Consider the following 18544-nt stretch of genomic DNA (forward strand, 5'->3'; position numbering starts at 1 on the left):
AAATCGCAGCATGGCAAGAAAAAAGAAATGCTATTGTTCGACCTATGGAATGGCGCTTTACTAATGAGGACGCTCGGGTAAAGTTGAAGAAACTTTATCCGACATTACAAGAATGACTGAGTACTAGCCGCTGCCCAACCTCCGGTCGGACATATGTACCTACAACCGTCATTCCGGCATGGATTGCCGGAATCCAGAATACAGGGACGTGATAGAACCTATACATCTTCGAATAGTTCTAATAAGAAGTTCCTCCTTTTTTGTTTCGCATTCCCAAATAATACAAACATTCCATCCTTGCTGGCGGAGCTCTTTTTCCGCATGCTCATCTCTTTCCATTGTTCCTTGGAATTTTTTTACCCAAAATTCGTGGTTGAATTCGGGTATCGTTGCGCGTTTACATCCAGGATGTTGATGCCAAAAACATCCGTGGACAAAAATACAAAGACGAAACCTAGGGAGAACAATGTCAGGCTTTCCAGCTAAATCCTTTCGATGCAATCGAAAACGGTACCCCATTTTATTCAGCATTCGTCTAACACGGATTTCCGGCGTGGTGTTCTTTCCTTGCACTGCCGCCATGTTTTTGGAACGTTGTACAGGGTTAAGCTTGTCCATTTATTGAATTGTTAAGCCTCATTCGGCAAACACTGGAAATCAAGCCCAACTCTCGAAAGGGAAACACCCAGCCGCTGTAAAAGATTCAGCGCATATTCGTAGCGAAGATGAGCAACTACTTGTGAAGAAATCTCAAGCACAACTAATTGTTCTTGATCGGAGACAACCCTTCGGAGACTGATATTCTTTTCGTCATCAAATAGTCCTTGACGAGCCGCGAACATTTGCTCCCATCTTGGATATGAGAATTCCGAATTGCCCGGCAAAAAACTGAGTGCCTTTATCTTTGAATCTATTTTTAGAAAAAGATGGTTTCAGTAATTTACATTCTTTAATGCATTTTCAATATCAGCATTATGTAACTGCACAGCCTTAAACGGCATGTTTGGTTTAAGGCTTTTCAACCAACCTTTTTCTTGCCCAGGCTCCAAATCGCAGGCGGGAGAAAGACAAAGCCAAAATTCGGCACCTATTTTTAAAACATGCCCAGTTGTCAGATGGTTTCCCTCGATGGCTTTAGTACAGTGGTAGCAGTTCGCTGCAGCTAGATTTTCGGTTTTGTTGCTGTTAGAGCCATCAGGACAATGGATTTTGTATGCTTCGACGGGATCAAGGTCACAAAGATAGTCAGTCATTTTGGATGTAAAGCTGGCAACTTCAGCTTGAACCGAATCGCCCAGACCTTCCCAATGCCTTTCAATAGTTTTGTTAACGTTTAGTTTTCTTTGTGATGCGTCCTCAATCAGCAGTTCTTCAAACCAAGCCGCCTGTAAGCAAGGGTTATCCAATACCTCCTCTTCCGCCAGAGCTCCCCGTGTGTCAAGAGCAGCTCTCATTTTTGCCATTAGTAGCCGATGAGGTTCGGGTTGCCAGTGATTGAGCGCTTCAACCAATTTATCCGGCAATGAATCGGGGGTGTTTTGTTCTTTATGGATAACGGTTATAAATAAGCGACTGGTTCTTATCCAGTTGATGCCGTTTTCGGAATAGCGAAAGCCGACATGCCCCAGATTGTTCGACGACAACTTGCTTTCTAATTTCTTTTGTTGCTCATGAACTAACCAACGTAGAAATAATGAATTTTTAAATTTAGACGGTTTATTCGGATTACTCTCAAATAATAAAACAGCTTCTTGAAATTCAGGTGTTTTTTCTATTTTTTTCCAGTCAATCTTAAGTTGATGATTTACAGCTAAGTAGGCATTCTCGTCAATCGTTGCTTTTAACTTATCCGTAATTCCTTCCTCTTCATCCTCCCATTCCTCAAGATATTCGGTCACCTTGTTTAAACTTTGATGATTTAGTACCAGACCCGATTTGTTTGACGTAAGGCCTAATGCAATTTCCCTTATGACACAGTCAAGGTCACCAGCGTCATTTCCGTAACCTTTCGTATAAACGATAACCATATTGAAATGATCGTTAGTCGCCAACTCCCTAAGGATAGCTATCGCTTTATCTCCGCTGCCTTCATTGCCATCAAGATGATAATCCAGAATCATTAAATCACTTTGATGTAAGTGAGACGCGATGCACTGATCATCATCCGTCGAAATCTTCTTCCCATCATGAACGTCTACCAGCCAACGTCGGTCTTTATGTCTACAGGCAGCCAGAATATCTCTAACTTTATCGGCATCTTCCTTTGTCCCGCACTTCCCGTTTTCTTCATACCATTTTTCTGCAATCAAGCCATCCAATGAGGGAAACTCATCATCGATTACAACCACGGTGCGAATCGGGTCTATATAAACTTCCTTAATCAGGTCGCGATATTCAATCGGTTTTGCCGCGACAGAATTATTCATATTTAGCTCCTTTAAAATCGATTATGAAATTTGCACCCGGCAACCTTTTCAGATCCCCGTCTTTAATGTAATCAATGGTATGTCCGCCTGCCGCTAAATTAGCTCGGCACAGATAAAGCCCGACACCACGTCCGCCACGAAGCTTGCGGGTAAAAAACAAGGTAAACAGGTGTTTAAGATCATCTTCTTCTATGCCTGGCCCGTCATCGGCTATAACAACCTTGCCGTCGACAATGTCCAGTAATATCCTTTTCGAGTCCTCAGCAGTCTGACAGACCCAATAAGCGGCGTTGTTGACCAAATTGATGAATACCGGATAGATACGTGCCGGCTGTTCGTAGATGCTGAAGTTTTTGAATGCCGGTGTTGCGTCCAAAATGATGTTCCTGTGTGTTAAGTTGTCGCCCATAAAGCACTGAATATATTCAATAAGCTTATTGCCGGTGAGCCATGTTTTGTTTTTTCTCCCGACAATTTCAACGGTGATAAAAAGCGCAGTCTATCCGTCAATGCCTCATACGCCGTTTTGACGGCTTCATAGGCCTCTGTAGCTTTGATTTGATCTGGCATTTCGCGCAACCCTCGGGAAATCGTCATATCTAAGCCTTCGATTTCATGACCGATAAATTCGACGGTAATGCCGAGTTGAGCCAGCAAATTCAATTCTTCAAGCTTCTTGTTCAACACTGTCGACTCTTCCAACGTAAAGCTGATCATCGATTCAATATCGATACTTTCCTGTAGACTTTTCAAAACTGAAATATATGGCTCAAAGATCTCGGCATTTTTCCGATCCTGACGATCCCGCTCCCTATCGAGTTCGTCAAGCACTTGAGTCATCGAGATGCGTTGATGTTCCAGATCATCCAGACGCGGCAACATTTCAAGGTGATAGCTTTTGTTTCGTTCATCGGTAAGCTGGTTAATGCGTTGGATTTCCGAATTGAGAATGTCCCTAGCTTCCTGTGCCCATTTGCGTAATCGATTGTGCAGAAATGCGGCGTTACGATTCAATTCAGAATACGCGGTTTCCGTCGGCGATTTAGGCTTTAAGATTTCCAGTTTTTTAATCAACGAGTCATTCAACTGCACACACAATTCGGCGACTTCCCGACTATCGCGGCGATAATCCTTGTATGCATCTTCCAACGTGCCCAAAGAATTTGGCAGCGGTCCTAAAGACAATTCTCGAACATCATTTTTTAAGCTGGATACCTGTTCTCTGAGTGCCAGAATTTCAGTTGCATCGTCCGGTAGCTCAAGCCGAACATGTTCTACGAGTTGTTGAAGTGCGTTCAATGATTTACGCAGTTTGGGAGAGAAATCCTGTAAGTTTTTACGAAATTCTTTACGCTTGCGGGATTTAATTTTTTTTTGAGCTTCGTCGGCTTTTTCTTTGGCTCGCATTTCTTTTACTTCAGGCAACAATGTACCTCGAACCCCCGTTTCTAAGCTAAAGAAACGACGAGAAGAAGTCTTCAGGATGTTTTCCACTATATCCCTAAATACTTTAGCCGCAGTGTTATCGATAATGCCTTCTCTACCAGCCTTATCCCTTAGATTCGGGTTTTCATCACGCCTCAATGCTACGCGCCCAAATAACCGACGGTTTGACCAAAATTCACGTCCTGCATGTCTCGAACGTCTATGTTCAATTTCAAAATAATCATTATCTTCTCGACCAAATGGTAAAACTCGTAGACCATTTCTATAGATCATTAAGCCAGCGTATTTTTTCATTTGCTCATCGTATTTAGTGTGTATTTCAGGTGGATGAGATGAACTTGCTGCTATTTGCTCGAATGTGCCTAAACGTATGCGAAAAGGCCCAACTTTTGAATTAGCTCGTTGGGGAGTCTTTGCATTAGAAATAATGATAATTTCACCGTCTTGCCATTTGCCAAGAACTTTAACACGTCCTCTAAAATCCCCCATTTCATCAACATGCCCATCTAAGACATGCTCTAAACTCTCAAGTTTATTTAGATCAAATTCGCGTTCATTTGCAATAATCTGATTACATAAAGCACCATCCCAAGTAGTAACTGAGTAATGAAAGTTTTCTGCTGCATAGCCTTCTTTAGCTTCTTCATGATCAACGAAAGGATCAGTGAAATTTGATAATGTTTGATGTAACCGATTTTTTGCCTGCATTCCGGCACTGTCTATGCCTCGACCATCCAGTTGCGCTTCCAAATCGAAAGAAATATTCCCGATCAGCAGTGCCGTACCGTGTGTTTTTGTACTGTTCCAAACTGGCCATTGCTGCAGATGTCTCGTTTCAAAAACCGCAGCAATAAGCACTTGCTCAATTGCTTCCCGAGTCAGCGGCTTATCCTCTGACTTTTCCAATTGATCGAAACTTACCCAAGCTGCTTTAATCCGTTGGTCTCTTGCCAAGTCACGACTGTCACCCCACAGATTTCCCATTAATCGGTCAAACATTACCGGCAATTGCTCAAGTAATTCGTCTTTGTCGAAAAATTCAATTATTGGAATTTCGATGTCTTGCAGATAGAGAAATGGATTTTCAAATAGCCGCCAATCGATTAATGCGGCAACAAATGGCTGGTCTATTCTTTTTGAAATCAGCAGCAGCAACGATCCCAGGTTAGCTGAGGATAGTCGGCCTATGCCTTTTTGCCCCTGCTTTGGACGAAACGGCAGACCGTTACGATCTGAGTCTGGCGTTACTGTACTGGAGGCTTTGGACTCGGTACCGACCACTAGCCATTTTTCGATAAATTCTTCCCGACTCATGCCGTGGCCGTCGTCGACTATCGCGGCAATCGGTACTTCGCCGTCGAAAATGTGCAACGCAACGTCTCGCGCGTAAGCGTCGTAGGCGTTTTTCCATAGCTCGGAAACGGCGGTCGGGCAATCGGCAATCTGCTCGCGACCGAGATGGTCTATGGTTCTGGCTCGGGTTTTAAATGCTGCGGTTTCAATCATGGTGCTTCCTGCTTTATCTTTGGGATGCTATTTATCGAGCTTAAAGTTTAGGCCTTCCGCAATAGTGCGTAATAACACTTCACCGAGTTTTACCGGGACGGCATTACCGATTTGTTCACCGGCGGCGATAAGCCCACCCTTAAACACGAACCAATCTGGAAAGGTTTGAAAACGCGCGGCCTGACGTAAGGTAATACCATGATGTTCGATTGGATGTACAAATCTGCCTTTGGATGGATTGATACAGGCTGTGGTCATCGTTGGACCGGATTGTGTCGGATCAATTCTACCGTAAACATCCTTATGTCCATTATGTTTTTCGTGACACGGCAAAACACGATTGGAATCTCGACGACTGCCGCCATTTAAAGGCGTAGATTTGAATACTTCAATTAAATTGGCGGAGTGATTCATGTGGATGTTATTTTCATCATCGTCAGGAACAGGATTTTTAAACACTTCAGTTGCCGGTACCCAAGGATGCAACGATGGATTTTTTTCTATTTCTTTTTCGATGCCGTGCGTAGCTGCCGGCGGCCATACTGAATTAAATTCAATGTCGGATCTTATGCCTAGTATGAATACTCTTTTTCTTCTTTGCGGCAAACCATAATCTCTGGCATCAAGAGTCACCGGCTGCATCAACTGGTATCCGGCTTTTTTCCCTTCTGCATAAAATGCGTCTAAAAATTTCTTATGTCTGGGCCACAATATGCCTGGTACATTTTCCATTAGAAAAACTTTCGGCTTCAAGACGGCAACATATTCAAAATAACGCAGAATAAGTTTGTTACGGGGGTCATCGATACCTGCATCCTTAATTCTATGGACGGAAAATCCCTGACAAGGTGGGCCACCTAAGACAATGTCGCAAGTTCCATCTATAAAATGAGCATGCCTAATTTCTTCAGGTGCCAGCTCAAGTATATTTTTTTGATATAGCTTTGTTGAATTGTCTTTGATAAGATTTTGTCGGTACGTTTCACAAGCGTGGTTGTTTATTTCAATAGCAGCGGATACGTTGAAACCAACATTTTTTGCTGCCAATGAAAATCCCCCTGTTCCCGCAAATAAATCTATACAATTCGGACGATTTTCCTTCATAAAACTTATTACTTGTTACTTACAGAGCTCTTGCATTAAGTCATGTAGAGTAACGCATCGCGTACCATTTTCCAAACATCATCCCAATTTCAATACAACTATGCGACTGTATCCTGCTTCTCTTTCGGCGATCCTCACTGTAGCCATTCTATGAGTTTCTCGATAAACAAGGTTTATTCATCCAACCCTATTTTAAATCCATGTCCAATACTTCAAGATTGTTTTTCGCCTTATGGCCTGACGATGAAACCCGGCAAGCCTTGACACGCCTGGATCGATCCATTCCGGCTAAAGAGTTCAAATGGGTGCAACCGCACAATCTCCATGTGACCTTGGTGTTTCTGGGGCACGTTGACAAAGATGCCGCGTTATCGATTAAACAGTCCGTCGCCGGCATTACCGCCCAACCTTTTTCGTTAACCTTTGACAGCTTAAGTTACTGGAGTAAGCCTAAGATTTTATGCCTGACCTGCCTGCAACCTGCCCCGGAAGTGGCGGTGTTATTGACATCCGCATTGGCGGCAACGGCAGCAAACTGCGGTTTGCAAACGGATACCCGGCCTTATACCCCGCATATTACCCTGGCCCGGCATGCCCGGTATTTGCCGGACGCGAAGTTTGAACCTATCATCTGGCGCGCGGCAGCGTTTTGCCTGGTTGAATCCTGTAGCGAACCGGATGGCGTCTGTTACAGGGTGATACAGCAATGGCCTTTTATCAAACCTGCCGCTAATCCCGGTTAATGATTTTAATCTGGCTGGTGAACCGGCCTTGGGCGAGACGGGTTTGAACCATATCGCCGACGCTGATTTGTTCGGTAGAGCGGATGATTGCCCCGGTAGACGGATTGATTGCCATCGCGTAACCCCGGTTTAACGTCGCCAGGGGGCTGACCGCATGCAGGGTCTGGCTGGAATTTAACAAACGCTGATTAAACTGCTCCAGCTTATGCGCGGTTGCGGCAAGCAGGCGCTTACTCAAATACTCTTGCCGTTGCTTATGGCTGTTGATGATTACCGCAGGATTATGTTGCCATAATTGGGCGGCTTTTGCCTCAACACTGCCGGCCAGATGACGGAGTCTGATGTGTACGGCCTGCTTGAGCCTGGCCTCAAGCTCATCCATGCGCCGCGCATTTCTTGCCAGTTTCTGACCGGGATGTTGCTGTTGCAGCCGCTGGCTCAGCCAGTCCAGGGTCTGCTGTTTTTGGTTCAACTTGCGTTGCATCTGTTGTTGCAGCCGCGATTCCAGATAGACGAATCGGGACAGCCATTGCTGTTGATCGGGGCTGGCGTGTTCCGCGGCGGCCGAGGGCGTTGCCGCACGCAGGTCGGCGACAAAATCGGCAATGGTGAAATCGGTTTCGTGCCCGACCGCTGAAATGATCGGAATTTCGCTGGCAAAAATGGCTCGGGCAACCTGCTCTTCATTGAACGCCCAAAGATCTTCCAGCGACCCGCCGCCCCGTCCGAGTATGATGACGTCGCATTGCTTATGTCGATTGGCGATGGCAATCGCCCTGGCAATTTCATGTTTGGCGTTGTCGCCCTGCACCGCAACCGGGTAAACAATCACCGGTATCGCCGCAAAACGTCGTTGCAACACGGTCAGTATGTCCCTGATGGCCGCGCCTGACGGTGAAGTAATGACGCCGATGGCTTTGGGCAGCGTGGGCAGACTTTGTTTGTGCGCGGCATCGAACAGTCCTTGTTCCGACAGTTTCAGCTTTAACGCATCAAACGCCCTGCGCAAAGCGCCATCGCCGGCTTCCTCAATATGCTCGACGATCAGCTGGTAATCGCCTCTGGGTTCGTACAGGCTGACTTGCGCCCTGACGATGACCTGTTTGCCGTTTTCCGGTTTAAACGCCAACCGCCGCTGCTGGGTGCGAAACATCGCGCAACGTACCTGGGCGTTAGCATCCTTCAGCGTAAAATACAGATGCCCTGAAGAGGGTTGTGCCGTGTTGGAAAGCTCTCCCTCAACCAGCACAGACAGGAAATGCTCGGCAAGCAATTGACTGGTTTCACGGTTAAGTTGGGTAACGGTGATGATATTGCGCTGTATAGCAGTCGAAGTGGGGGTTATAACCATGGTTTTACGCGAGTTGAGGGTATGTTTGTTAGAGTAAGCCGCTTATCACTCATTTTTGCATGCTTTCTCGTTGAAGCTGATTGATATAGCGTTGGACGGTTGACTCAAATAGAAGGCATCATTCAGGTAAAATCCGATGAAGGCTATTACCGTCATTCAATCATTATTTCTGTAAGTTTTCTCGTTGAATCTGCTGCATATAACGCTGAATAATCTCTTCAACCGGACGCGCTAGATTGATAAACTTGCAGCCTATTTTTTGAATCTTTTGTAATTTGTCAGGGTTGATTATGTACTTGGCACAAATCTCAAAAGAAATCATGCCCTCACCCGCTTCCGAAAGAATAAGCTTACATTGTGTCATGGTTTTACCGGGGATCATTAACTCAGAAATATCTTTTGATACATTAAGCATTGCAAAACCGGTAAGACTGATATCGTATAACTTAAGGTTAACGGGATCCCTATCGTCTCGTATTAATTGGCAATAACTGGGTTTTGAAAGCGGCAATTTTACCCTGTAATACTCTCTACGTTGCATCCAATAAAGCGATTTAGGAATAGGCATACTGAATGCCGACTCTCCATTATGGGTGATTTGTTTCAACTCAGTTCCGGCAAAAGAAACTTTAATGCCGTTATAATCCGCATCGAATGCAACCTTACCGGCATTAAGTAGACGTTGATTTAAATCTTCTTTAGATCCGGAGTCTAAAATTACGGCATTGTTTTTCCCATCGATTCCAAGCAATGTAGTGATATAGAATTCACTATTCGCCCCAAAACGAGCGCTTAACAGACATCTGCTTTTTAATAATAGTGTTAAATGATGAATTATTTGTTTGGTATTTTTAACCGAAAAAGATGATATGTTGTTCATTGTCGCTTTGAATATTTATTAAAGCCATCATCGAAAATCATGAATTTATTTTCTTTTTAACGAAAACTTATGGCGATCAGAAAAGTCATTATCACTAGGGAAACCTGGTCTTTCATTGCTGATAACGATTTTTTTTAAAATGCGGTTAAATTTAGTGTATTGTAGAATATTTAGTATTCAGGCACAAAGGAAAGGGGTGTTCGTGGCGTGGTTTCTTTTATTTTCTGCAGGATTTGCGGAAATAATATTCGCTTTAAGTCTTAAATATAACCAAGGCTTTACCAAGCTCTGGCCCAGCATCATAACGATGGCTTCCGGCGGTTGTAGTTTTTATTTATTGATAGTGTCCATTAAAACTTTGCCATTGGGAACGGCTTATGCCGTTTGGACGGGCATGGGCGCAGTCGGCGTGGCAGTGTTAGGCATTTTCCTTTTTAAAGAGTCTTCCGACTGGTATCGCTTATTGTCAATTACGCTGGTCGTTGCTGGCATTATCGGTCTTAAATTAACGGACAACGCTTAACGTGCTGCACCTTATTTTTCAGTCGCCGATTGAAACTGCGGTCTTGGAGCGTATCGATTCCGGCGATGTTGTGGTATTTCTTGAAAACGCAGTTCTGCGGGTATATCAACATAGCAACATAAGCGATGCGTTAAGCAAACAACTTAGCAGTAATCGCCTTTGTGTGCTGTCAGATGACATTACCGTGCGCGGAATCATTGCCGATGAGTTAGTTAAAGGAATCGAAGTGATAAATTATGCCGAACTGGTTGAATTGACGGTTAATAACCCGGTTATTCAGTCATGGACGTGATGGATCATCATTTGCGCCTGGAGACAACAGACCAGGGTTTTTTGGTGAATCAGGCGGACTGGAATGAAAATGTTGCAGAGCAACTGGCGGCATTGAACCATATCAAGCTGAGCGATGAACATTGGGAAATTATTGTATTTATTCGACGTTATTATCAGCAATTTAAACATTTGCCCAATGCGCGGGTTTTTACCAAAGCGATTGCCAAGGCATTAGGCGAGACTAAGGGCAACAGTCGTTATTTGCATAAATTATTTCCGGACGGCCCTTTAAAATACGCCTGCAAGCTGGCCGGTTTGCCTAAGCCGCCCACCTGCTTGTAGCGCTATGCGCTTAATTCTAGAAAAATCATTTCGTCCACGAAAAACACAAAAAGCACGAAAATTTTCAAAGAGATGCCAAACTGTAGGCCGTCACCCAAAGGGTGAATAGCCAAGTCAATACAACGTACTGATTTATTTCGTGTCTTTCGTGTTTTTCGTGGATAAGCTGCGGTTTTTAGGTTAATCCTAGCCTTGCTTAAACTGGTGAATCAGACGCCGTTCCTTTTTATTCGGCTTATGCTCCCTGCCGCTAAAGTCGAACAACTCCCGCTGCTCACGGTTCTGTATGACTTGTTGCTCACGTTTGGCAAGGCTTTCGGCGCTTTCCTGATAGAGCAAAACCGCCTCTTTAGCCGAGCGCCGTTGACCGTTAATAGCGATTATCGTGATGTCCCAGCGATAATTGTCTTTACTGATGGAAAGCATCGCGCCGATTTTGACTTCTTTTCCGGGTTTGCTGCGCTGGTCATTAACATGAACTTTACCGCCGGCAATAGCCTCAGCGGCCAATTTGCGCGTTTTAAAAAAACGCGCAGTCCATAACCATTTATCCAGACGGATAGCTTCCAGCTCAGACACTAGACGACTTCATTGCCGTTGTCAGTCCAGGCCTTAAATCCCCCAGCCATGCTGACGACATTGTTAAAGCCCATTTTGCTTAATACCTCGGTTGCCAAGGCGGAGCGGCCGCCGGACTGACAATAAACGATGATGTGGGCGTCTTGTTTATCCTGAAAGTCAGGATGCGAGCCTATCTTGAATTCCAATACGCCTCGAGGTATGTTGAACGCTCCAGGCAAGTGACCTGCGGCATATTCAGCAGGCTCCCTGACATCCAGGATCAGGCTTGTTTCCAGGGAACTTTTTGCAGCATCAATATCGATTTCAACGATATTTTGTTTGGCTTGAGCGACAAGATCCATTGCAGTAAGTGTCATAATCATCTCTGAGAAAATAAATTCATGTTAGTAATAACTAAGAGTTAGTTTTTATAGGATATTTGAGGCCTTTTCATTCTTAGCGTTAAGATTGGTTTTACAGCGAGGGCTATTTTAGATAAAAAAAATAGTTTTTGTCTTTATTTTAACAACCTACGGCTGGATGAGCACAGTGCCGGAGTCACAAATGCAAAAAGAAAGCCGGGGCGATCACTGAAGTAGTCACCCCGTAATAGGGAATGTTAATTGATGTGTTTTTTTAATTCTCTAGGCAAAGAAAACACCACTTTTTCTTCTATACCTTGAATCTCAATAGTCGATTGTCCACCCCATTGCTTTAACTGATTGATAACTTCCTGAACCAGAACTTCCGGCGCAGAGGCTCCGGCGGTAACGCCGACCACGGCAATGCCGTCGAACCAGTTTTGCTGCATATCTTTTGCGGTATCGATCAGATAGGACATCTTACCCAGCTGTTGTGCAATTTCACGTAAACGGTTGGAATTGGAACTGTTCGGCGAACCGACTACCAGGATAATATCCGCCGTTTTGGCCAGTTCAAAAACCGCATCCTGTCGGTTTTGTGTGGCGTAGCAGATGTCGTCTTTTTTCTGTTCCTGTATGCCTTTAAAGCGCGCTCTTAAGGCGTCGACCATGATCTTGGTGTCGGTCATCGACAAGGTAGTCTGAGTCACATAAGCCAGATCATCCGGGTTTTTTACCACCAGGTTTTTAACGTCGTCCGGCGTTTCTACCAGATAGATGCCGCCGTTTTCAGTACAGCGTTCATATTGTCCCATGGTGCCTTCAACTTCCGGATGTCCGGCATGTCCGATCAGGATAACTTCACGATCCTCTTTGGCATGTTTGGCGACCTGTAAATGAACCTTGGTGACCAAGGGACAGGTAGCGTCAAAAACCGTTAAATCGCGTTCCTTGGCTTCCTTTTGTACTTGTTTGGATACGCCATGGGCGCTGAAAATCAGGTAAGAACCGACCGGCACATCGGTTAAATCTTCAATGAAAATAGCGCCTTTTTCTTTAAGGCCGTCGACAACCGTACGGTTGTGAACAACTTCGTGGCGGACATAAATGGGCGCGCCGAAAGCCTCAATGGCTTGATCGACGATTTCGATAGCCCGGTCGACACCGGCACAGAATCCACGGGGGTTAGCGAGTACAATTTGCATATCTTGACTTCTTCACTAGGTTAATTTGGAGTTATTCTAACTCAACATTGTTTCTGATACGATAATTCCGTCGGCATCAGCATATAAAAAATGATTCTGTTTGAAATTGATTCCGGCGAAAGTAACCAATAAGTCGCGGTCGCCATGATCTTTCTTGTGGCTTTTTAACGGATGCGTATGCAATGCCAGAATACCGATAGGAAGTTGCTTGATGCTTGCAGAATCGCGGATGCAGCCATGAATGACAATGCCCTGCCAGCCATTGGCGATGGCGATCCTTGCCAGGTCAGCGCCCAATAGAGCACAACGGTGAGAGCCGCCGCCATCGACAACCAACACCCGGTTTTCGACTTTTTCTTCCAGAACCGTTTTGATCAAGATATTGTCTTCAAAAACCTTGATCGTGGTGATTTGGCCGTAAAAGCTGGTCCGGCCGCCGTAAGATTTAAGCAACGGCTCGGCAATTTGGAAGTGGTCTTCCGCTGAATGGGCATCGCAAAGATCGGCGGTAGTAAAGGTCATGATTCAAGTCTCAAAAGGATAAAAGGCGGCGAAGGGCGAAAGGCTAAGGACGAAAGGCTTTTTTCGCCTTTTGTCTTTCGTCCTTCGCCTATCTCAAGTATACCGCGCCAACAAGCCATTATCGCCGCAAATTTCCGGCAGCGGTATTTTCACTTCATAGCCGCCGCCTGAGGCTTCTTCCATGTCTTGCCCGAACATGCCTTCCATGCGTTCGACGACAATATCCTGATTGCCTTGCGGCAGTATTAATTCCAGCTTGTCGCCGACCGAAAACTTGTTTTTAACATCAATAGTCGCAAGACCGGTTGCCTGATCATAATTTCTGATTTCACCGCAAAATTGCTGCTGATGGCTTTTGGAATAACCGGTGATATAGTTTTGCTGCTCATGGGTATGGTGGCGTTGATAAAAACCGTCGGTATAACCCCGGTTGGCCAAGTTTTCCAAAACGCCGATCAGTTCAGGCTGAAATGCACGCCCCGCCAACGCATCATCAATCGCCTGACGATAGGTTTGTGCGGTACGTGCCACATAATAATGCGACTTGGTGCGGCCCTCGATTTTAAGACTGTCCACTCCGATTTCAACCAGACGCTGCACATGCTCGATGGCCCGTAAGTCTTTTGAATTCATGATGTAGGTGCCGTTTTCATCTTCCATGACCGGCAGCAACTCGCCTTTTCGGCCTTCTTCTTCCAGGAAATACACCTTATCGGCCAACGGGTGCCGTTCCGCACCGCCGCAGCTGGCGTTGCTGATGTCGGACATGGACAGCACTTCGCCAACAGGCAGGTAATCGCCTTCGGCATTTTCTTCGGCAGGCAGGGTGTCGTATTTCCAACGGCACGAATTGGTGCAAGTGCCCTGGTTAGGATCGCGATGGTTGAAGTACCCGGATAACAAACAGCGTCCCGAATAAGCGATACATAACGCGCCGTGGACGAATACTTCAAGCTCGGTATCAGGGCAGCGCTGGCGAATGTCTTCGATTTCATCCAGCGACAATTCGCGGGACAAAATGACCCGTTCAACGCCCATGCTTTTCCAGAAATTGACCGACGCATAATTGACCGTATTGGCTTGTACCGACAGATGTATCGGCATATCCGGCCACGCTTCCCGCGCCATCATAATTAGGCCCGGATCGGCCATAATCAGGGCATCCGGCTGCATCGCAATAATCGGAGTAAGATCCTTAACAAAGGTTTTAATCTTGGCATTATGCGGAATCACATTGGTCGCCAGGAAAAACTTTTTGCCTAGCTGGTGCGCCTCATTGATGCCCTTGGCCAAATTATCTTCAAGAAAATCATTGTTGCGCACTCGCAGACTATAACGCGGTAATCCTGCATAAACGGCATCGGCGCCGTAGGCAAAAGCATAACGCATGTTTTTAAGCGTTCCTGCAGGAGAAAGTAATTCGACTTGTTTCACGCAGGGCTGTCCTGCCCTGCGCCCTTCGGGTAAATGCAAATCCGCTCCCGGCGGATTGGTCACGCAGGGCTGTCCTGCCCTGCGCCCTTCGGGTAAATGCAAATCCGCTCCCGGCGGATTGGTCACGTCAGACTGTCCTGCCTGACGCCCTTCGGATAAATGTAAATTGGTTCCAGACATATTTGTGATGTTGAGTAGGTCAATAATCCAGGTAGCGGTATTCTATCGTAACCGGCTTAGGCAAGCCAAAAACGGGAGAAATGCGATGTGGATAGTGTTGTTTATAGTCATAGTGTTGTTTGTTTTGGGCAGCGCATTGATGCTGTTGCGCTCAGCTAAAATACCGAAAATTCCTGATAAGGTAAAGGCGCAACCTTATGAAGAAGATGATGAATAACTAAACCCGGAGTACAGGCTTTGCCTGTTCGCAAGCAGAGCTTGCACTCCAGCTACTCACAATGTCTCTTTAGGTTAGTAACCCGCCATCGTCACGATACTTTATTCAAAAAAGCCGTATAAATACATGTCTTCATCTTCGCCTTCCAGGATGAATTTTACATCGTCATCGGAAATTTCCACATCCAGAAGGTAAGGCTCGTCGGCATCGTCAAAATAATCGGACTTAATATAAAACTCGTCATCGCCCTCTTTTAGTAGCACGACCGAGTAAAGCTCCTTATCTTCGTTTTGATCGATATTGGTTAAGCTAAAACTGATGCTGTTGCCGTCGGGCGCAACCACGGGGCTTTGCTCGGTTTGCTCATATTCGCAGGCTATATCTTCTCCATCCGTAAACACATAGGTCATGGAAAAATGCTTTAAACGATTAAAATCGACTGACATTATTTTACCTCCAGCATATTATCCAGCGCTTTTTTGGCGTACTTTGCTACGTCCGCAGGCACCGAAATCCGGTTAACCACCTGCCCTGCCGCCAGATTTTCCAGCACCCAGGCCAAATGTTGCGGATCGGTCCTGAACATGGTTGAGCACATGCACAAGGTAGGCGACATGAAATGTACGTTTTTACCCTGCGCCTTGCACTCTTCGTGCAGGCGGTTGACCAGATTGAGTTCCGTCGCCACCAGCCAGCGGGTGTTGGGTTCGGCTTCGCGCACCGTTTTTAAAATGTACTCGGTGGAGCCGATATAATCCGATTTTTGGCACACTTCAAATGAGGCTTCCGGGTGCGAAATGACTTTGGTTTCAGGAAAGCGCTTCAGGAACTCGTCAATCTGTTCCGGCTTGAATACCTGATGCACCGAACAAAAACCGTTCCAAAGGATGATTTTGGCATTGCGGATTTGCTCCTCGGTCAAGCCGCCCATAGTCTTGGTAAAATCCCAGGTGACCATCTCTTCCAATGGAATGCCCATACGATAGCCGGTATTGCGTCCCAAATGCTGATCAGGAAAAAACAGCACTTTCGATTTTTTGGCAAAACTCCATTCCAATATTTTTTGGGCATTGGACGAGGTGCAGACGATGCCGTCATGCTGGCCGCAAAAGGCTTTAAGGTCGGCAGCAGAATTGATATAGGTAATCGGCGTGACTTCCGTCTCCACATCGATCACTTGCGCCAATTCATCCCAGCATTTTTGCACCTTGATCAAATTAGCCATATCGGCCATCGAACAGCCTGCCGCCATATCCGGCAAGATTGCAATCTGCTCCGGACGGGACAGTATATCGGCGACTTCGGCCATAAAATGCACGCCGCAAAATACGATGTATTCGGCATCGGATTGCGCCGCATCTCGGGACAGTTTTAGCGAATCACCGGAAAAATCGGCGTGTTTGAACACTTCATCGCGCTGATAATGATGTCCGAGCACTACGCAACGACGGCCAAGTTTGGCTTTGGCGGCGATAATCCGGGCATCGCATTCCTCATCGCTGAGTAAGGCATAATCTTGAATCGGAAATGGGGTATTAGTCATAAATGATACTCCTCTAGGGAGAATTACTTCGGTAAGATTTGTTTACCACCAAGAGTGTACCCTTGGTGGTAAACAATACAAAAATAAGTAGCCTTAATCCTGCTTAGCTTTTTCTTTTCCCGCTGGCTTAATCAAGCGAATACCCAGCTCTTTCAATTGCTCATCCGTCACTACCGCCGGTGCGCTGACTAAAGGACAAGCCGCCGATTGCGTCTTAGGAAAAGCGATTACGTCACGGATAGAACTCGATCCAGTCATCAGCATCACCAAACGATCAAGGCCGAAAGCAAGGCCGCCATGCGGAGGTGCGCCGTATTTCAATGCATCCAACAGGAAGCCGAATTTTTCCCTGGCTTCGTCTTCGCCGATGCCTAAAATCTCAAATACGGTTTGCTGCATGGAAGTACGGTTGATACGAATTGAACCGCCGCCGACTTCGGTGCCGTTCAACACCAAATCGTAAGCGCGTGACAAGGCCGCGCCCGGATTGGCTATCAGTTCTTCAGCCGAGCAACTTGGCGCTGTGAACGGGTGGTGGATCGCGTTGTAACGGCCGCTTTTCTCATCCCAGTCGAACATCGGGAAGTCGATCACCCAAACCGGTTTCCACTCGCCTTCAATCAAATTAAGATCATGTCCCAGTTTGACCCGCAACGCGCCCATTGCTTCATTCACGATATTGGCTTTATCCGCGCCGAAGAAGATTAAATCGCCGTTTTGTGCGCCGGTTTTAGCCAATACGCTGTCCCACACTTCAGCAGGCGCGAATTTAACGATAGGCGATTGCAAACCATCGACACCGGCGGCAAGATCGTTAACCTTGATATAAGCCAAACCGCGTGCGCCGTAAATGCTGACATACTTGGTCAGCGCATCAATGTCTTTGCGGCTTAAATCGCCGGCATTCGGTACGCGCATCGCAACGACGCGGCCTTTCAGGTCGTTAGCCGGTGCCGAGAAGACTTTGAAATCGACATCCTTCATGTCCTCGGCAATATCGACCAATTCCAGCGGAATCCGCAAATCGGGCCTATCAACGCCGTAACGTGATACTGACTCCTGATGAGTCATGCGCGGAAATTTGTCGCCCAGATTCACGCCGATCACTTTAATGAACAACTGCCGGATCATTTCCTCCATGATGTGCATGATTTCGTTTTCATTCATGAACGAGGTTTCGATATCCAGCTGGGTGAATTCAGGCTGACGGTCGGCGCGCAAATCTTCATCGCGGAAACAACGTACGACTTGATAATAGCGATCCATGCCCGCCACCATCAACATCTGCTTGTACAATTGCGGCGATTGCGGCAGCGCGAAAAACGAGTTTTCGTGGGTGCGGCTTGGTACGATGTAATCGCGCGCGCCTTCGGGTGTCGCTTTGGTTAAGTAAGGCGTTTCAATCTCAAAAAACTCGTTGTCATCAAGAAAGTTCCTTAACACCCGCGTCACATCGCGGCGCACTTTCATTTTTTCCTGCATTACGGTACGGCGCAAATCGATATAACGATAGCGCAAGCGCAGTTCTTCGTTAACTTCGATCTCACTTTCCACCGGGAACGGCGGGGTTTCCGATTCATTCAGGACTTCGATGTCCTTAGCCAGTATTTCAATCGCACCGGAATGCATATTGGCATTAACCGTGCCTTCGGGACGGTGGCGAACCAATCCGGTAATTCTTAATACATATTCACTGCGGACGCTTTCAGCAATCGCGAAAATATCAGCCATGTCGGGATCAACCACGACTTGCACTAAGCCGGCGCGGTCTCTGAGATCGATAAAAATAACGCCGCCGTGGTCGCGGCGTCTATGTACCCAACCGCAGATTGAAACCGTTTCGTCCAGCTGTTGTGTATTTAATACTCCGCACATGTGAGTACGCATAAATTTTCCCTGTTGATTTGATTAAGATAAAAGGCGAAG

20 protein-coding genes are annotated in these 18544 nt (G+C 46.2%); 5 read left to right on the plus strand and 15 right to left on the minus strand.

Features of this window, described 5'->3' with window-relative positions:
• Positions 1–168 precede the first annotated feature (168 nt).
• From RW114_RS10370 to RW114_RS10390, 5 genes are all read right to left on the minus strand, one after another.
• Positions 169–618, minus strand: a complete 450-nt coding sequence (locus RW114_RS10370; protein WP_340122675.1) for a very short patch repair endonuclease — start codon at positions 616–618, stop codon at positions 169–171.
• Between the two features lie 314 nt (positions 619–932).
• On the minus strand, positions 933–2426 hold the full coding sequence (locus RW114_RS10375) for a response regulator receiver domain (RefSeq protein ID WP_340122676.1): 1494 nt from the start codon (positions 2424–2426) through the stop codon (positions 933–935).
• On the minus strand, positions 2419–2802 hold the full coding sequence (locus RW114_RS10380; RefSeq protein ID WP_340122677.1) for an ATP-binding protein: 384 nt from the start codon (positions 2800–2802) through the stop codon (positions 2419–2421). The genes RW114_RS10375 and RW114_RS10380 overlap by 8 nt, the downstream gene beginning before the upstream one ends.
• 17 nt (positions 2803–2819) lie before the next feature.
• Entirely contained in the window at positions 2820–5378 is a 2559-nt protein-coding gene (locus RW114_RS10385; RefSeq protein WP_340122678.1) for an ATP-binding protein, read from the minus strand.
• A 27-nt stretch (positions 5379–5405) separates the two neighbouring features.
• Positions 5406–6482 (minus strand): DNA cytosine methyltransferase, encoded by a 1077-nt coding sequence (locus RW114_RS10390; RefSeq protein ID WP_340122679.1) that lies wholly within the window; start codon positions 6480–6482, stop codon positions 5406–5408.
• A 200-nt stretch (positions 6483–6682) separates the two neighbouring features.
• On the opposite strand from RW114_RS10390, the gene thpR reads away from it, so the two are divergent.
• On the plus strand, positions 6683–7225 hold the full coding sequence (gene thpR, locus RW114_RS10395) for an RNA 2',3'-cyclic phosphodiesterase (protein ID WP_340122680.1): 543 nt from the start codon (positions 6683–6685) through the stop codon (positions 7223–7225).
• On the opposite strand, the gene xseA is transcribed toward thpR, so the two are convergent.
• Together xseA and RW114_RS10405 are read right to left on the minus strand one after the other, a co-directional pair.
• Complete coding sequence (xseA, locus tag RW114_RS10400; protein WP_340122681.1) at positions 7212–8576, minus strand: exodeoxyribonuclease VII large subunit; 1365 nt, start codon at positions 8574–8576, stop codon at positions 7212–7214. The genes thpR and xseA overlap by 14 nt on opposite strands.
• Before the next feature lie 163 nt (positions 8577–8739).
• Entirely contained in the window at positions 8740–9456 is a 717-nt protein-coding gene (locus RW114_RS10405) for a flagellar brake protein (RefSeq protein ID WP_340122682.1), read from the minus strand.
• Positions 9457–9658: 202 nt separating this feature from the next.
• Here RW114_RS10405 and RW114_RS10410 point away from each other — a divergent pair, with 202 nt between their 5' ends.
• The 3 genes from RW114_RS10410 to RW114_RS10420 are packed head-to-tail and all read left to right on the plus strand — an operon-like array spanning position 9659 to position 10594.
• Positions 9659–9979, plus strand: a complete 321-nt coding sequence (locus RW114_RS10410) for a DMT family transporter (protein WP_340122683.1) — start codon at positions 9659–9661, stop codon at positions 9977–9979.
• Between the two features lies 1 nt (position 9980).
• Positions 9981–10271: a sulfurtransferase complex subunit TusB gene (gene tusB / locus RW114_RS10415; protein WP_340122684.1), complete on the plus strand. Its 291-nt coding sequence runs from the start codon at positions 9981–9983 to the stop codon at positions 10269–10271.
• On the plus strand, positions 10262–10594 hold the full coding sequence (locus RW114_RS10420; protein WP_340122685.1) for a TusE/DsrC/DsvC family sulfur relay protein: 333 nt from the start codon (positions 10262–10264) through the stop codon (positions 10592–10594). Before tusB ends, RW114_RS10420 begins: the two co-directional genes overlap by 10 nt.
• 186 nt (positions 10595–10780) lie before the next feature.
• Here the strand turns inward: RW114_RS10420 and RW114_RS10425 are convergent, their stop codons facing one another.
• From RW114_RS10425 to trhP, 5 genes are all read right to left on the minus strand, one after another.
• Positions 10781–11173, minus strand: coding sequence for an RNA-binding S4 domain-containing protein (locus RW114_RS10425; RefSeq protein WP_340122686.1), 393 nt, complete (start codon positions 11171–11173; stop codon positions 10781–10783).
• Positions 11173–11532: a rhodanese-like domain-containing protein gene (locus RW114_RS10430; RefSeq protein WP_340122687.1), complete on the minus strand. Its 360-nt coding sequence runs from the start codon at positions 11530–11532 to the stop codon at positions 11173–11175. The genes RW114_RS10425 and RW114_RS10430 overlap by 1 nt, the downstream gene beginning before the upstream one ends.
• Positions 11533–11774: 242 nt before the next feature.
• On the minus strand, positions 11775–12722 hold the full coding sequence (gene ispH / locus RW114_RS10435) for a 4-hydroxy-3-methylbut-2-enyl diphosphate reductase (protein WP_340122688.1): 948 nt from the start codon (positions 12720–12722) through the stop codon (positions 11775–11777).
• A gap of 36 nt (positions 12723–12758) precedes the next feature.
• Entirely contained in the window at positions 12759–13244 is a 486-nt protein-coding gene (gene rraA / locus RW114_RS10440) for a ribonuclease E activity regulator RraA (protein ID WP_340122689.1), read from the minus strand.
• A gap of 93 nt (positions 13245–13337) precedes the next feature.
• The gene (gene trhP, locus RW114_RS10445; RefSeq protein WP_340122726.1) at positions 13338–14678 is read right to left on the minus strand and encodes a prephenate-dependent tRNA uridine(34) hydroxylase TrhP; all 1341 of its coding nucleotides are present in this window, start codon (positions 14676–14678) and stop codon (positions 13338–13340) included.
• A gap of 265 nt (positions 14679–14943) precedes the next feature.
• On the opposite strand from trhP, the gene RW114_RS10450 reads away from it, so the two are divergent.
• Positions 14944–15075, plus strand: coding sequence for a hypothetical protein (locus RW114_RS10450; protein WP_340122690.1), 132 nt, complete (start codon positions 14944–14946; stop codon positions 15073–15075).
• A gap of 101 nt (positions 15076–15176) precedes the next feature.
• On the opposite strand, the gene RW114_RS10455 is transcribed toward RW114_RS10450, so the two are convergent.
• The 3 genes from RW114_RS10455 to aspS form a co-directional block, all read right to left on the minus strand.
• Positions 15177–15521 (minus strand): hypothetical protein, encoded by a 345-nt coding sequence (locus RW114_RS10455; protein ID WP_340122691.1) that lies wholly within the window; start codon positions 15519–15521, stop codon positions 15177–15179.
• The gene (gene nadA / locus RW114_RS10460) at positions 15521–16618 is read right to left on the minus strand and encodes a quinolinate synthase NadA (protein WP_340122692.1); all 1098 of its coding nucleotides are present in this window, start codon (positions 16616–16618) and stop codon (positions 15521–15523) included. Before nadA ends, RW114_RS10455 begins: the two co-directional genes overlap by 1 nt.
• Before the next feature lie 93 nt (positions 16619–16711).
• Entirely contained in the window at positions 16712–18505 is a 1794-nt protein-coding gene (aspS, locus tag RW114_RS10465) for an aspartate--tRNA ligase (RefSeq protein WP_340122693.1), read from the minus strand.
• Positions 18506–18544 lie beyond the last annotated feature (39 nt).

Origin of the sequence: Methylobacter svalbardensis, from assembly GCF_037671525.1 — a bacterium.
Taxonomy (GTDB): Bacteria; Pseudomonadota; Gammaproteobacteria; order Methylococcales; family Methylomonadaceae; genus Methylobacter_A; species Methylobacter_A svalbardensis.

Coding starts and splice junctions, on each gene's coding strand:
- RW114_RS10370 (WP_340122675.1), bottom strand. CDS start 618: ATGGACAAGCTTAACCCTGTACAACGTTCCAAAAACATGGCGGCAGTG.
- RW114_RS10375 (WP_340122676.1), bottom strand. CDS start 2,426: ATGAATAATTCTGTCGCGGCAAAACCGATTGAATATCGCGACCTGATT.
- RW114_RS10385 (WP_340122678.1), bottom strand. CDS start 5,378: ATGATTGAAACCGCAGCATTTAAAACCCGAGCCAGAACCATAGACCAT.
- RW114_RS10390 (WP_340122679.1), bottom strand. CDS start 6,482: ATGAAGGAAAATCGTCCGAATTGTATAGATTTATTTGCGGGAACAGGG.
- thpR (WP_340122680.1), top strand. CDS start 6,683: ATGTCCAATACTTCAAGATTGTTTTTCGCCTTATGGCCTGACGATGAA.
- xseA (WP_340122681.1), bottom strand. CDS start 8,576: ATGGTTATAACCCCCACTTCGACTGCTATACAGCGCAATATCATCACC.
- RW114_RS10405 (WP_340122682.1), bottom strand. CDS start 9,456: ATGAACAACATATCATCTTTTTCGGTTAAAAATACCAAACAAATAATT.
- RW114_RS10420 (WP_340122685.1), top strand. CDS start 10,262: ATGGACGTGATGGATCATCATTTGCGCCTGGAGACAACAGACCAGGGT.
- RW114_RS10430 (WP_340122687.1), bottom strand. CDS start 11,532: ATGACACTTACTGCAATGGATCTTGTCGCTCAAGCCAAACAAAATATC.
- ispH (WP_340122688.1), bottom strand. CDS start 12,722: ATGCAAATTGTACTCGCTAACCCCCGTGGATTCTGTGCCGGTGTCGAC.
- rraA (WP_340122689.1), bottom strand. CDS start 13,244: ATGACCTTTACTACCGCCGATCTTTGCGATGCCCATTCAGCGGAAGAC.
- RW114_RS10450 (WP_340122690.1), top strand. CDS start 14,944: ATGTGGATAGTGTTGTTTATAGTCATAGTGTTGTTTGTTTTGGGCAGC.
- RW114_RS10455 (WP_340122691.1), bottom strand. CDS start 15,521: ATGTCAGTCGATTTTAATCGTTTAAAGCATTTTTCCATGACCTATGTG.
- nadA (WP_340122692.1), bottom strand. CDS start 16,618: ATGACTAATACCCCATTTCCGATTCAAGATTATGCCTTACTCAGCGAT.
- aspS (WP_340122693.1), bottom strand. CDS start 18,505: ATGCGTACTCACATGTGCGGAGTATTAAATACACAACAGCTGGACGAA.